A 14,906-nucleotide genomic window follows, 5' to 3' on the forward strand; every position below is an offset into this window, starting at 1 on the left:
ACATTAGTTTTCAGGCACTAGAAATTGTTCAAAGACATCGTCAATAATAGCATTGACCCATAATTGGTACATAGTGCCAGAAGGATGTAAACCATCTGTAGCAATTAACTCAGGTCTTTCTTGAACCATTCTTGAGATAGAAGTAATATTATGAAATACTACATTCTTATTTCTACAAATATTTTCTTTTAAGTAATTGTATTGATTGATTTGTTGTGTAATGAAAGAAGATGGGGTAGAATAAGTGTATCCATAATCAGGAATACTTAAAACGATAACTTTATCAGCATTCCCATCAGCAAAATCAATGGCCAAATCCAGTAACTCATTAAACTCTTCTTCAAAAACATCCATATTGATGCCTTGAAATTGATTATTGACTCCTATTAAAAGAGTTACAATATCATATTCTTGTTGAATATTTTCCCTTTCAATAGCTGATAATAGGCGAGTAGTAGTCCAACCCGTTTGAGCAATATATTTGATATCACCAATTTGGTAACCTTTTCTTTCTAATTGATGTTTTAATTGTTCATTCCATCGGTCTTCTTTATTTACACTAGCCCCTATTGTATAAGAATCTCCTAAGGCAAGCATAGACAATGATTCTAGTGGGACAGAATATGAGATGGAGCCTGTAGAAGAGTTTGTTGTATTATTTGAAGAATTAATCTGTGGTTCATCATTATTACATCCTAACAAAAGGATAACTATAAGAGAGAGAAGTCTATATTTCATGGTATTATTTTTTTGAATGAACATGAAAAGGTGGCTTTTTGTTTACATCTCGTTACTAAAGTTTCCTTTATTAAAAGTTATTTTGAAAATAAATATTAAAACTGATGTTGGACACATTTTAAGAAAAAGTGTACTCAATACGCTGAATTTCATGGCATAGGGAGAGTTTTTGAAGATATAGTTCCTTTGGAATTTAACTATTCTTAGAATCTGTTGTGCTTTTGAAATAAAAAAAACTAACTCTAAACTGTGATAATTTCTAAATGATTCCTATTTTTGCTATCGATAACATTTTACTATGCAGAGAAATACTAAAATATCATTTAAACTATTCCCATTTTTAATGGCGATACTAATGCTTACAGCACTAGGGGCTGAAGCAGTGTATGCTATTAATGTGGATACAAATGATACTGTAGTTTCTGTCAATAATAATGTTGATCATGAGGAAGGCGAACAAGATCATCAACAAGAAACGTACAATGTACTAAAAGAGCAATCGAATGCTTTACCACAAAGTACAGAAACTATTCATTGGTGTAATGTTTTCGTAAAAACACTTCCTAAAGTTGAAAACTTCCGTTTGGTTCTCAAACCTACGCTAAAACTAATGCCTACAAAGCATCTTGTAGAGCAAACACTTTCTGTGACAGCAGACTGCATATATACTTATTATGCAGCACCTAATGCCCCATAACTTTTTTCCCTTCTTACGTATCGACACAATTTTTACGCATTTGTTGTAGTATAATATCCTATTTGTCTACAGTAAACTGCCGTGTGTACATATATTTTTAAAATTAATCATTCAGCTATCATATAGTATTATTATTACAACTATGAGAAATAGAGGATTTATCCTGTTAATCGCGGTTTTCGTAACCCTTATCAGTGTATTTGACTTATCATTCTCTGTCGTTTCGAATAGCATTCAAGGAGACGCAGACAAATACGCAATGGACGAAAAAGGTCATGTAGACTATTTTAAAAAGCAAGCTTATATCGACTCAGTTTGGAAAACTCCAGTGTACGATCTAGGTTTTACTTCTTACACTTATGAAGAAGTTAAAAACAAAGAATTAGCACTTGGTCTTGACTTACAAGGTGGTATGGCTGTAACTCTTGAGGTTTCTCCAGTAGAGATCATCAGAGCTATGGCAGGAGCAAACATTGACAATGCTTTCGAAGAAGCATTAAAAATTGCTTCTGAGGACGAAAATAGAGCTTCTTTCACAGCAAACTTTTTTGATGCTTTAGAAGAAACTGCTCCTAACGTTCCTTTCGCGACTTACTTTGCTTCTTCAGCAAACCGTGGTCGTATTTCTTTCAACTCACCAAACCAACAAGTTGTTGATTTAGTTAATAGCGAAGTTGACGGTGCAGTAGATAGAGCATTTGAAATTATCCGTACTCGTATTGATAAATTTGGTGTTACTCAACCTAACATCCAACGTCTTAAAGGTACTAACCGTATCGCAATCGAATTACCAGGTGTAGATAACCCTGAGCGTGTGCGTAACTTAGTACAAGGTGTTGCAAAATTAGAGTTTTTAGAAGTTTGGACTAACCAAGAAGCTCAACCATTCATTTTCCAAATGAACCAAGAGTGGGTGAAACAAGAAGAAGCTCGTAAGAAATTAGCAGGTGATGCACCTGTAGAAGTTGCAGAAAAAGAAGTGAAATCTGAAGATGCCCTTTTCGAAGGTGATTCTACAGACGTAGCTGCAGATTCAGCTAAAGTAGACGAAAACGTAATCTCTCCTTTATTATCAAAAATGCAAGGTGGTTTAGTTTACTCTGAAAATGATACTGCAGCAGTTAACGCTATGTTACGTGATGCAAGCATAATGTCAGTAGTTCCTTCAGATATGAAATTCTTATGGGCTCACAAGCCTTTAGCAACTACAGATGGAATTAGCTTCTACGAATTATTCGTAGTAAAGAAAGATCGTGAAGCGAAACTTGGTGGTGATGTAATTACAGACGCTATCCAAACTTTCGACCAAAGATCACAGCCAGCAGTTTCTATGTCAATGAACGTAGAAGGTGCTAAGAAATGGAAGAAAATGACTGGCCAAAACTTAGGTCGTCGTATCGCTATCGCATTAGATAACGAAGTATATACTGCTCCAACTGTAAATTCAGAAATTGACGGTGGTCGTTCAGAAATTACTGGTTCATTTGATATCAACGAAGCAAAAGATTTAGCTAACGTTTTAAAAGCAGGTAAATTACCAGCTCCAACTCGTATCATCGAAGAAGTAGTAGTTGGTCCTTCACTAGGTAAAGTTGCTCAATCTGAGGGTATGACTTCTATCCTTGTAGGTTTAAGTTTAGTAATCGTATTTATGATCGTTTACTATGCTAAAGGTGGTGTTATTGCTAATGTTGCATTATTATCAAACATCTTCTTTATCTTCGGTATTCTTGCTGAGCTTGGTGCAGCATTAACTTTACCAGGTATTGCAGGTATCGTATTAACAATCGGTATGTCGATTGATGCCAACGTACTAATCTTCGAACGTATTCGTGAAGAGCAAAGAGCTGGTAAAGGTATTTTAGAAGCAATCAACAATGGTTATGACCGTGCATTCTGGACAATCTTTGATGCCAACTTAACTACATTATTAACTGGTGCTTTCCTTTATGTATTCGGTATGGGCCCAATCAAAGGTTTCGCAGTTACATTAATGATCGGTATTGTTTGTTCATTCTTCTCAGCAGTATTCATTTCTCGTTTAATCGTTTCTCACTTCACTAAGAAATATGGTGAAAACACTAAATTAAACTTCGAAACTGTTTTATCTTCGAAATTAGCTGGACAATCAAACTATGACTTCATGGGTAAGCGTAAAATTGCTTATGCATTCTCAGCAATCATCATCGTTTTAGGTATTGGTTCACTTGCAGTGAATGGCTTAAACTTAGGTGTGGATTTCACTGGTGGTCGTTCTTATGTTGTGACTTTTGATGAAGCAGTAGTCCCTTCTAAATTACAAGGTTCAATCGTAAAAGAAGTTGAAGGTAAATCTGTTGAAGTAAAAACTTACGGTAACGATAAGACTTTAAAAATTACTACAGCTTACTTAAACAAAGAAGAATCATCTGAAGCAGATGCTAAAGTACAAGGTGCTATCGTGAAAGGTATTGAAACTTTCACAGGTGCTAAGTTCTCAGATAAGCAAAAAGCAGATAAAGGTACATTCGTAATTTCTTCATCTTCTAAAGTAGGAGCTACAATTGCAAATGATATCAAGGATGGTGCTGCTGAAGCGGTATTATTCTCATTATTAGGTATCTTCGCTTACATCTGGTTACGTTTCCGTAAGGCAAACTTCGGTATTGGTGCGATTGCTGCCTTAATTCACGATACATTAGTTGTATTTGGTGCATTTGGTATTGCAAACATGTTAGGTGCTGGTTTCGAATTAGACCAAGTATTTATTGCAGCGATCTTAACAGTAATTGGTTACTCAATTAACGATACAGTGGTAGTATTTGACCGTGTTCGTGAAGAAAACGAGAAAGCTACATCTGGATCAAAAGTAATTGATGTAATGAACTCTGCAATCAACGGTACATTAAATCGTACTATCATTACTTCATTCACTACATTACTAGTAATCGCAGTATTATTATTATTCGGTGGTGAAGCATTGAGAGGATTCTCATTCTCATTATTCATAGGTATCATGATCGGTACTTATTCTTCTATCTTTATCGCTGCTCCAGTGGTATTTGATACTTCAAAGAAAGAAGTTGCTAAGAAAGATGTAGCAGTTGAAGCTTAATCTTAATTAGTTAATGATATGGAAGCCCCCTGATTATCAGGGGGCTTTTTTTGTTAAATAGGATTATAATTTTTAAATGAATGTTTCTGAAGTCATTTTAAATCAATGTCTTACACGTAGGTAGTAGGTAATTATCAAATCAGATACTTATGAAACTTAAAAATCTAATCTTATTAACCCTTTCTTTATGCTTTTCTTATTTATCGTTTGCTGATGGTAGATTAGATGAGAAAAAAGGTAAGATATTTATTAATAAAAGATCTGCAGGTACCATTGTTTTTACTTTTGAAAATAATGGAGACGTACATTATACATTAGACTTTGCTGACGGAAGCTTTTATGAGTATGAAGGTACTTATAGATCAATGAGTAATAAAATTGATATTACACTTAAGGAAGGGAAAGGAATGAACTCAGCCGGAATCAGTATGGATCATTTAAACCCTGAAAGATCAGAAATCCAATTGATCAAAAAAGGAGAGGTATTAATCGATCATGAATACAATAGAAATATTGTTTTTAAACCTTTAAAAAAGAAAAAGAAGAAAAAAGAAGAAGCCGAAGCCAAATAATTAAAGTTTCTTAAAGTTATTTTGAAAACCTTATTGATTTAATTGACTTTATTATAATTGTATATATGTATTTTTGATAAACAAGAATATATAGTAGACCTATTATTGAAAAAATAGAATTATGAAATTCATACAGTTAACTTTTCTGCTTTTAATTAGTGCAATTTCCGTTTTTGCTCAAGAGAATGGTAATTACCCTTTCGATAATCAAATAATTATTGAAAAGAGTGTAAATGGTCAGGTTAGAGAGTATCCTCAAATAAAATTAATGATTGGTGCTCAAGATTATATGGCTACAAGACTTGTTATGAGTGAAGATGATGGAGCTCAATATATGTTGTCAGATTTCAAAACTAAAAAATTTACTGCTTTAGTGAGAATGATGGGACAAAAGGTAGCAGTAGAATCTACATTAGATATCGGTAAAATTGACGCAATAGGTATTGGAAATATCAAAGCAGTAGAAAATAAAAAAGTAAAGAAAGAAATCCTGGGTAGTAAATGTAGAGTTTTTGAAGGAGAAAGAGACAATTTATCAATTCAGCTATACGTTGGTAAAATCTCTGTTCCCGCTAAAGGTTTACAGAGTGCTACTCAAATGTTTGCTCAAGCTGCTGGAATTCAATTACAGGAAGGTGAAGTAATATTAGGAGCTCAAATTACAGATAAAACAACAAAAGTTGTGGAGTTGTACCAAGCTAAAAGCTTCACTAATCGTAAATATACATTATCCACTTCAGGTTATTCTTCGATGAATGCTTCAGGTTTTGGTTTCTAGAATACTAAATAATTGAGAAAACGTCTGCTTCTTATCAAAAGTAGACGTTTTTTTTGATTAAACTAAGATTACAATTCAATTTTATTGAGACTTATAAATAAAAAAAGCCACATTCTTAAATTAGAACGTGGCTTTTTTATCTATTTTCAAAGTGATTAGATCACACCATAAGCTAATAATGCATCCGCAACTTTTACAAAGCCACCGATATTTGCACCTTTAACATAGTCAACCCATCCATCTTCTTGACCATATTTAAGACATTTATTATGGATTTTCTTCATAATATCTTGAAGTTTTTCATCAACTTCTTCGAAGCTCCATTGTAAACGCATTGAGTTTTGCGTCATTTCAAGACCTGAAATTGCTACACCACCCGCGTTAGCAGCTTTACCAGGACCGTACATGATTTGATTTTTCTCAAATATTTTGATTGCACCAATTGTAGAAGGCATGTTTGCTCCTTCACATACTAAAATACAACCATTAGCCATCAGTTTCTCAGCATCCTTCTCATCTAACTCGTTTTGAGTTGCTGAAGGGAATGCAAGATCAGCTTTAACGCCCCAAGGTCTTTCACCTGCATGGTAAGAAGCATTAGGGTACTTCTTAGTATATTCTTCAAGAGAAACTCTATCCACATTTTTTAATTGCATGATATGTGCTAATTTCTCTTCTCCAATACCGTCTGGATCATGTAAATAACCACCACGGTCTGAAAGTGTTACTACTGTAGCACCTAATTGAATAAGTTTTTCAGTAGTATATTGAGCTACGTTACCAGAACCAGAAACAACAGCTACTTTACCTTTGAAGTCATCATTTCTTACTGCAAGCATTTCTCTTGCAAAGTATACTGAACCATAACCTGTAGCTTCAGTTCTTGCGTTTGATCCACCAAATGCTAAGTTTTTACCTGTTAAAACACCTGTAAATTCATTAGCGATACGACGGTATTGACCAAACATGTAAGATACCTCTCTACCACCTACACCAATATCACCGGCAGGAACATCAGTATCTTTACCAATATGTCTATATAATTCTGTCATAAATGCGTGACAGAATCTCATGATTTCTGCATCTGTTTTTCCTTTAGGATTAAAGTCAGAACCACCTTTAGCACCACCCATAGGAAGTGTAGTTAATGAGTTCTTTAATACTTGTTCGAATCCTAAGAATTTTAAAGTACCTAACGTTACAGATTTGTCGAATCTCAAACCTCCTTTGTAAGGTCCAATTGCACCGTTAAATTGAACACGGTGACCTCTATTTACACGAATATTTCCTGCGTCATCCATCCAAGTAACACGAAAGCTGATCACACGATCAGGTTCAGTCATTCTTTCAAGAATAGACGCCTCTAAGTATTTTGGATTTTCATTGATAAAAGGAATCAATTTTTCGGCAACTTCTTCTACCGCTTGGTGGAATTCAGGTTGTCCAGGATTTCTTCTGACTAAACCCTGCATGAAGCTATTTAATTCGAGCTTTTGCATTTAAATTTTGGTTAGTAATTTTTAAAATATAAGTAATAAATATGTGTTTATTGCTTGTCAAGGTCCACTCTACAAGATAACAAAGTAATGTCATCAGCGTAGGCTTGATGTCCCTTGAAAGTATTTAGGAGGGCAATAAGATTTCTATGCATTTTTTTCTGATCAAATTGAATATTTGCATTCAAGAATTCCTCTAATTTGTCATCTCCAAGTTCTTCATCTTCATCATTGTAGGTTTCAGTGAAACCATCAGTGAACCCAAATACGAAGAACTTTCGCAAGTTATTAATTTCTCCAACTTCAATGAAAGGTAATTTTGTGAATGACCCTAAAATTGTTGTACCTTCTTCTAAACGAGAGAATTTACTTTCATGATATAGGAAAGGAGGGTTGTGACCAGCGTTAATGTAGTGAATGCATTGTGTATCGATATCGTACACCATAAAGAAAGCTGTAATGAAATTTTCACCTTGAGCACTTTCTAGAATTTGAGTATTTGCTTCATGAACAATACTCTCGATATCCATATTTCTTCTAGCTAAAGCTCTAATAGTCCCTTGGAAGTTGGACATTAAAATAGCAGCAGGAACACCTTTGCCAGATACGTCAGCAATTGAAATTAAGAATTTTGTATCTGTCATTTGAATAAAGTCATAATAATCTCCACCAATCGAATGGTGAGGCATATAACTCGCGTGAATAGATACGGGTTCGTCATCTCCATATGGTAATGCTTTAGGGAAAAGCATAGTTTGTACATGGGATGCAATTTCAAGCTGTTTCTTTGTTTCTTTCTGGCGTTCTTCCTTACGTGCTAACTTTTTATTCTCAATCGCTACAAGAATAATATTACTAAGTGCTTCTGTAAAGTTGGCATCATGAAAATCGATATGCTTGTCAGGAGCATTTCCAACTAAAGCATAGGCTAATACTGTATTTTTATGCTTAATTGGAATAATTGTATCGAAATGCTGAAATCCTTCAGGTCTATTTTTTAATACTGTAGTTTTGGTATATTCTTCAAAAGATTTCGGAAAGCGTTCCGTCAACTCATGGTCATGGTTTCCGTAATTAACAAAACGTACATGTTCTTGAGAATCCTCATCAAATACAAAAAGTAATAAATGAGTAATACTTGGGTTAGATGACAGTGTAAGTTTGTAAATCGTATAAAGATCTTCTTCTGATTGATTTGCGTTAATAGCACTAATAGTCTCAAATAAAGACTCTAGTTGCATTTCTTTCAGCATTAATCTTTTATCAATAGGATTTGCCATAGGTTATATATACAGTATTTATGTTATTTCTTATTTGAATGTGGATCGAAAGCATCTCTCAATCCATTACCGATTAAATTAAAAGCCAAAACGGTAAGGCTAATAGCGAGACAAGGGAAAATGATTAAATGCCAATGTCCACTAGGTGTTAATTCTGAAAGCCCTTCTTTGATCATTGTTCCCCATGATGGCATCGATGGAGGTCCACCTAAACCTAGGAAGCTCAAACCGGCTTCTATTAAAATTGCAGAGGCAAAATTTGAAGCACAAATTACAGCCAAAGGACTTAGTACATTAGGTAGTATATGATGTAGAATAATACGTGTATTAGAGAAACCTAATGCTCTAGCAGCTTCTACATAATCTTGTTGTTTGATGGATAGAATTTGCCCTCTTACAACACGAGCTACTTCAACCCACATTGTTAAACCTACAGCAACAAAAGTTACCCAAACACCTTCACTTTGTAGTGCTAATCTTACTGCAACTACAAGCATGATAGCAGGTATTGACCAAGTAATAGTCATCAACCATAAGGAAACTTTATCAATATATCCTCCAAAATACCCACTTAATGACCCTATTAAAATACCAATACTTAATGAGATAATCAATGATATAAACCCAATTGTCAAAGAAACTCTAGAGCCAAAGATCAATCGACTTAAAACATCACGACCAATTTTATCTGTACCTAAAATAAAAGTCTTTTCTTCAATGTGTTTTGTATTAAATTCTTTAATTAAATCACTACGATAAGCCTTTTGAACATTTTGTCTTTCGTTGAGATAAATCGTAGAGTCACCTCTTGTGATATAATTGTGTGGTAAGTTTTTTCCAAGAATTTCTGAAGGAGATGAATAAATTGATTTTACTATTTCTACTAAAGGAAGTCCTTCTTCTAATCTTTTAGTGGTATGTAGTGTTTTTTTCTCCAAGCCAGGATAAATAATAAAAAACACAGAGTCCCCTTCAATTCTAGGATCACCCACTATGGGGATTTCAAAAAATTTATTTTCTTCTCCATTCAACAAGATCTCCAATACAGACGGAGTATGAATGATGATATCTTTTTTCTTCTTTAAAACTTTAACTGAAAACATTGGTGGCTTTTTTGCTGCCTCCAATAAACCATCGTTTGCAAAGTGCGTACCATCAGGCATAATGAGGTAGCCCGCAATTGCCATACATGTCAATACGAAAATATAGACAATGGAAAACATTGCAGGAGTGTTTTTTCTAAGTCTCTTCTTTACAAAATGTGATGGTGATTTATGTACTTCGTACGCTGTCATCTATGCAATTAAATGAATAAAGTAAGTTCTGTTATTGAGAATTGTGTGCTAATAAGCCTTTCTTAGAAGCAAGATAATATAAGGATGAATATTGAGCATCAAAATCTGAAAGATCAATTTCAATTTCTTCATCAGGTGAAGTAAACGAACGTACCCATCCTTTTTCGATCAGTTTTTTTAATTCGTTTTTCAAATTATCTTCAGAGAGTTGAGTTTCGTTAAGTAGTACTTTAAAATCGACTACAAAATAAAGTTCATCTAGAATGTCGTATTCAATATCAGTCATAAAAAATTTGTCTTACTTCAAAAATAATAAATTTGGGAAATTAAACATCAAATTTTCTATTCTTCCATGAATACTTTGTAAAAGTAGCTAATAAACCTATACCAAATGCATAAAAAGGGTATAACAAAGAAAGTAAAAATGAATATTTCGACAGTTCTTTATCTCCTTGCCATTTTAAAATAGCTTTATTAAAAAAATATTCTCCGATGATTCTAAAAAATAAAGCAGTACCAAATATATACCAATTCCCAAAGCCAATTAATAATTGACATAAGGCAAATATAAAACTAAAATGTAGGAAAAATACTGAAATTGCACTCCATTGTGGTCCTTTATTTTTATAATGCCTCCATTTACTTGCCCAACGAATCCTTTGCTGAATAAAATGACCAAAAGAATGAGGTGGAGTTGTAGTTACAATTCCATTTTTATCTTTGATAAATTTTATCTGTGAAGGATCTTCTTTGGCGATTTGATGTAAGAAAAATTCATCATCACCAGTTGGGATATGTGCGTGTTCAGCATAATTATTTTGCTCAAGAAAAGCTGTTCTTTGAAAACCTAAATTAGCAGCATTACACATATTCGGAGTATTTAAACCAATAGATGCAGCCCCCGTTAAAATTAAACTTCCAAACTCAACTGTGAGACTTTCCTCAAAAAAATTATGAGTTGGAGAGAATTTGACAGGACCTGATAACATTTTTGGCTTATTGAATTGGGAATAATACCTTACAAAAGTTTCTATCCATAAAGGAGAATGTAAACAATCTGCATCTGTAGTCATAATTAATTCACTTTCCGAAAGAGCAACACCCTTTCTTATTGCCATTTTTTTACCCTTTTCATCTAGGTTGAGTTCGACTAGTTGAATATCAAAAGAATAGAATGAAAGCGATTCTTTTATTCTTTGGGAAGTTTGATCCTCAGAATGATCATTGATGAGAATCACTTCAAAATTGGAGTGCGTTTGTAATTGAAAAGAATCTAGCAATGCTTTTACATTGTCTTCTTCGTTTCTTAAGGCAACTACAACAGTAACGGAAATGTGATCAAAAGAAAGAGTTGTTACTGTAGGAAGTTGATTCCAAGCAACAAGCATCTTTCTTAAATAAAAAAGATAAAAGATAACTATCGTAAAAAAAACGTATTCCAATGTTGTTTTAAAAAAATGAATGAATATAGATGTAAACTTAGTCAGAATTCCTTTCATTTCTTCATCGAAGTATAAATTAAAATGACATCCTAATCACTTTTCTTTGTATCTATCTTGGTTAAATTTTACATTTGCTTCAGTAAAAAATATTAACCTTAAATACGAAAAATATGTCATTAGAAATCGGACAAAAAGCACCTGATTTTGAAAGTATTGATCAAAATGGTAATCCTATCAAATTATCTGATTATAAAGGAAAAAAGGTAGTGCTCTATTTTTACCCTAAAGATATGACACCCGGCTGTACTGCACAGGCATGTGATTTGAGAGATAATTACGAAAAATTATTGGCTGATGGTTATGTAGTACTAGGCGTAAGTACTGATGCTGCTGAACGTCACCAAAGGTTTATCGATAAATACGAATTACCTTTCCCTTTGATTGCTGATGTTGACCACAAGGTTCATGACCTTTATGGAACTTGGCAATTGAAAAAGACTTTTGGAAAAGAGTATATGGGAACAGTTAGAACGACGTTTATCATTGATGAAAACAGAATTTTAACTGATATTATTAAAAAGGTGAAGACGAAAGAGCATACTAAACAGATAATTGGTTAAGTTTGCAATTAGAAATAAAACGTGAGGGTAACCTCATCAAACATATTAATAGCTTACATCAAAGAAGATGGCAGAGATAGCAGAATTAAAAAGAATAGCGTCTCAAGTAAGACGTGACATCGTTAGAATGGTTAACGGTGCAGGAAACGGTCACCCGGGCGGAGCTCTAGGTTGTGCGGATTTATTTGTAGCACTTTACTTCAAGCACATGGAACACAATAAAGAGTTCAACATGGATGCTAAAGGTGAAGATGTTTTCTATCTTTCTAATGGTCATATTTCAGCTGTTTTTTATAGCACATTGGCTAGAGCTGGATACTTCCCTGTTTCTGAATTGGCTACTCACAGAAAAATCGATTCAAGATTACAAGGGCACCCAACTCCGTACGAGCATTTAGAAGGTGTACGTATGGCATCAGGTTCATTAGGACAAGGTTTATCAGTGGCTGCTGGTACTGCTTTGACAAAGAAATTAAACAACGATGACAAAATGGTTTACTGTCTAATGGGTGACGGTGAGCAACAAGAAGGTCAAATTTGGGAAGCTGCAATGTATGCTGCTCATAACAAAATTGATAACTTAGTAGGTGTGATCGATTACAATAACCGTCAAATCGATGGTGATGTATCTGATGTATTAAGCTTGATCGATATCGAAGCGAAATACAAAGCATTTGGTTGGGAAACTATTGTTGCTGATGGTAACGATATGGAAAAATTAGATGCAGCTTTAACACAAGCAAAAGAGCTTTCAGGTAATGGTAAGCCTATCATGATTATCATGAAAACTGAAATGGGATTCCCTATCGACTTTATGGTAGGTACTCACAAGTGGCATGGTGTAGCTCCAAATGCAGAGCAAACTGAAGCTGCTTTAGCACAATTAGAAGAGACTTTAGGAGATTACTAATCAAATCTCTTGGTTATATAAAAAGGCTAGATGATCACTTTCATCTAGCCTTTTTTCATTTATCTTTTTCGAGTATAATGATTTTGAACAATCTGTTTTAGTAGAACTTGAGATGATTTTAATTCAAATTCTAAATGCTTAGGTAATTCTCCAAATAAAGAAAAACCACCCCCTAATAGAACTGGTATTTGTGAAATGATCAAGTCATCTACTAAATCTTCTTTTAAAAAGCTCTGAATTAAACGACCTCCATCAAGGTAAAGTTTATGTAAACCTTTGTCATTCATCATTTTTAAGACTTCTTTAATAGATCCATTTATTAAAAATACTTTATCTTTTAATTCTTCAGGAATTTCATTTAAAGTAGTACTTAACACATACACAGGCTTATTATAAGGCCATTCAATTCCAAAACTTAATACTTTTTGATAAGTATTCTTTCCCATTAATAAAGCATCGATAGAGTCCATAAATTCAGGAAACCCCATACTGTCATTATCTGGATTTGGTACCATCTCTAACCATTCTAATCCTTCATTTCGGTCTGCAATATAACCATCAATACTAGTCGCGATATATACTTTGTTTCTGTTTTCCATTTCTTTTTGGTTTAATGATAGGACAAAGATCGAGATTAGTAATTTAAGGAAATTGTATAAAATTTACCCTATTGATTTTTCTTGAAGTTTTTGGGGAGTTGACCACTGAATTGTTTAAATGTTTTGATAAAATGTGCCTGATCGTAAAAACCAGCTTCTAAGCCAATTTCTACTAATTTATTTCCTTTAGATTGTTGAATTAATTGAATGGCTTTGTCTACTTTTTTGAGTTTAATATATTGATTAGGAGTGAGGTGGTAGTACTTTTTGAATTTATTGATGAAGCTTTTCTGAGAAAGATTGACTTCTTCACTTACCTCTTTTAATATACCTTTTTCTAATGATCGAGTAGAGATATATCGTTCAAACTGAAGAATTTTAGGATCTAATTGTGAAGGATCAAAAAGTCGTAGTAATTGTTTTTCAAGGTAGATGTAATCAGGTATTTTCTTCTTAAAGAAGTTTTCAAATAAGATATCTGAAACTTCTTTTAAAAGTGAACTTCCTAATTTTTCATACATTAAGCCATAGCAATAAGGATGTAGTAAAAGCCCAATAGATTTATAATGCCCATTTACAATAGTTTCAAAAGGAGAAGTTTTTAAACCTGAAATGGTGTGTTCAACTTGTGTGAAACTATCTTTTGAAATATTTTGTCCTTTGACTATAAATTCATCTCCATAATTAAAAATCAGTTCAGTAAATAATGCCGCATGATGTACATTACTTAGAGAATGATTATTTTTTTCATCACACCAAATAACCTGGATAAATTGATTTAAAGGAAAAGTAGGAGTGTAAGAGATTGGAGACATAAAGTATGTGTAATAAAAAAGCCTTTCACTGTTACAACAGCAAAAGGCTCTAATAAGTTGGATTTAAAACTAAAGATATTGCTCCATTAAAACATGAGGAATACCATCTTCCATAAATTCATCTCCTTTTACTACAAAACCTTCATCTTCGTAAAATTTTGTAGCATATGTTTGAGCATGAAGGTATAAACGTGTACCTTCTTTTGCGATTTCTTCGATTTCAGAAAGGCTAGCCTGTAACAATGCATTTCCAATTCCTTGGCCTCTGAAAGCTTTAGAAACAGCAAATCTACCTAATTTATAACCTTTGTCAGTATTGTAAAATCGACATACACCTGCAGGACGACCATCATCCAATACTAATAAATGATAGGCTTCAGTTTCTAATTCATCGAATTCTAAAGAAAGATCAATTTCTTGTTCTTCAACAAACACTTCTTTACGAATTTTCATTACTGAAGGCCACAAATCAGATTCAGTACCTTGAAAAATAACAATTGATAATGTATCAGACATTCTATTTATGTTATGTATTTAATAATAAGACAAATATGGTCAATCCTTTTAAAT

At 33.4% G+C, this 14,906-nt stretch carries 15 protein-coding genes; 6 read left to right on the plus strand and 9 right to left on the minus strand.

What is annotated here, in order from left to right:
• Nucleotides 1–3: 3 nt before the first annotated feature.
• A complete protein-coding gene (locus ACXAHM_RS01645) occupies nt 4–738 on the minus strand; it encodes an SGNH/GDSL hydrolase family protein (protein WP_474958650.1) in 735 nt (244 codons plus the stop codon).
• 355 nt (nt 739–1,093) lie between these two features.
• On the opposite strand from ACXAHM_RS01645, the gene ACXAHM_RS01650 reads away from it, so the two are divergent.
• The 4 genes from ACXAHM_RS01650 (at nt 1,094) to ACXAHM_RS01665 (ending at nt 5,879) form a co-directional block, all read left to right on the plus strand.
• Complete coding sequence (locus ACXAHM_RS01650) at nt 1,094–1,435, plus strand: hypothetical protein (protein WP_474958651.1); 342 nt, start codon at nt 1,094–1,096, stop codon at nt 1,433–1,435.
• Nucleotides 1,436–1,577: 142 nt separating this feature from the next.
• A complete protein-coding gene (secDF, locus tag ACXAHM_RS01655) occupies nt 1,578–4,529 on the plus strand; it encodes a protein translocase subunit SecDF (RefSeq protein WP_474958652.1) in 2,952 nt (983 codons plus the stop codon).
• A 149-nt stretch (nt 4,530–4,678) separates the two neighbouring features.
• On the plus strand, nt 4,679–5,101 hold the full coding sequence (locus tag ACXAHM_RS01660) for a hypothetical protein (RefSeq protein WP_474958653.1): 423 nt from the start codon (nt 4,679–4,681) through the stop codon (nt 5,099–5,101).
• Between the two features lie 121 nt (nt 5,102–5,222).
• Nucleotides 5,223–5,879: a hypothetical protein gene (locus tag ACXAHM_RS01665; RefSeq protein WP_474958654.1), complete on the plus strand. Its 657-nt coding sequence runs from the start codon at nt 5,223–5,225 to the stop codon at nt 5,877–5,879.
• Nucleotides 5,880–6,034: 155 nt separating this feature from the next.
• On the opposite strand, the gene gdhA is transcribed toward ACXAHM_RS01665, so the two are convergent.
• The 5 genes from gdhA to ACXAHM_RS01690 are packed head-to-tail and all read right to left on the minus strand — an operon-like array spanning nt 6,035 to nt 11,338.
• On the minus strand, nt 6,035–7,378 hold the full coding sequence (gdhA, locus tag ACXAHM_RS01670; protein WP_474958655.1) for an NADP-specific glutamate dehydrogenase: 1,344 nt from the start codon (nt 7,376–7,378) through the stop codon (nt 6,035–6,037).
• Nucleotides 7,379–7,425: 47 nt separating this feature from the next.
• Nucleotides 7,426–8,655: a PP2C family protein-serine/threonine phosphatase gene (locus tag ACXAHM_RS01675; RefSeq protein ID WP_474958656.1), complete on the minus strand. Its 1,230-nt coding sequence runs from the start codon at nt 8,653–8,655 to the stop codon at nt 7,426–7,428.
• A 23-nt stretch (nt 8,656–8,678) separates the two neighbouring features.
• A complete protein-coding gene (locus tag ACXAHM_RS01680) occupies nt 8,679–9,950 on the minus strand; it encodes an ABC transporter permease (protein WP_474958657.1) in 1,272 nt (423 codons plus the stop codon).
• Between the two features lie 31 nt (nt 9,951–9,981).
• A complete protein-coding gene (locus tag ACXAHM_RS01685) occupies nt 9,982–10,236 on the minus strand; it encodes a hypothetical protein (protein WP_474958658.1) in 255 nt (84 codons plus the stop codon).
• A gap of 40 nt (nt 10,237–10,276) precedes the next feature.
• Nucleotides 10,277–11,338 carry a glycosyltransferase gene (locus ACXAHM_RS01690; RefSeq protein ID WP_474958659.1) on the minus strand — a complete coding sequence of 354 codons (1,062 nt, stop codon included), beginning with the start codon at nt 11,336–11,338 and terminating at the stop codon, nt 10,277–10,279.
• Nucleotides 11,339–11,562: 224 nt separating this feature from the next.
• Between ACXAHM_RS01690 and bcp the strand changes: the two genes are divergently transcribed.
• A complete protein-coding gene (gene bcp / locus ACXAHM_RS01695) occupies nt 11,563–12,012 on the plus strand; it encodes a thioredoxin-dependent thiol peroxidase (protein WP_474958660.1) in 450 nt (149 codons plus the stop codon).
• 67 nt (nt 12,013–12,079) lie between these two features.
• Nucleotides 12,080–12,922, plus strand: a complete 843-nt coding sequence (locus ACXAHM_RS01700; protein ID WP_474958661.1) for a transketolase — start codon at nt 12,080–12,082, stop codon at nt 12,920–12,922.
• A gap of 59 nt (nt 12,923–12,981) precedes the next feature.
• Here ACXAHM_RS01700 and ACXAHM_RS01705 read toward each other — a convergent pair whose 3' ends face one another.
• The 3 genes from ACXAHM_RS01705 to ACXAHM_RS01715 all read right to left on the minus strand — a co-directional run bounded on the left by ACXAHM_RS01705 (nt 12,982) and on the right by ACXAHM_RS01715 (nt 14,852).
• Nucleotides 12,982–13,521, minus strand: a complete 540-nt coding sequence (locus tag ACXAHM_RS01705) for a dihydrofolate reductase family protein (RefSeq protein WP_474958662.1) — start codon at nt 13,519–13,521, stop codon at nt 12,982–12,984.
• A gap of 68 nt (nt 13,522–13,589) precedes the next feature.
• Nucleotides 13,590–14,336: a helix-turn-helix domain-containing protein gene (locus tag ACXAHM_RS01710; RefSeq protein WP_474958663.1), complete on the minus strand. Its 747-nt coding sequence runs from the start codon at nt 14,334–14,336 to the stop codon at nt 13,590–13,592.
• A 69-nt stretch (nt 14,337–14,405) separates the two neighbouring features.
• Nucleotides 14,406–14,852, minus strand: coding sequence for a GNAT family N-acetyltransferase (locus ACXAHM_RS01715; RefSeq protein WP_474958664.1), 447 nt, complete (start codon nt 14,850–14,852; stop codon nt 14,406–14,408).
• Nucleotides 14,853–14,906 lie beyond the last annotated feature (54 nt).

This window comes from Flammeovirga sp. AWQ4_249 (assembly GCF_056161045.1).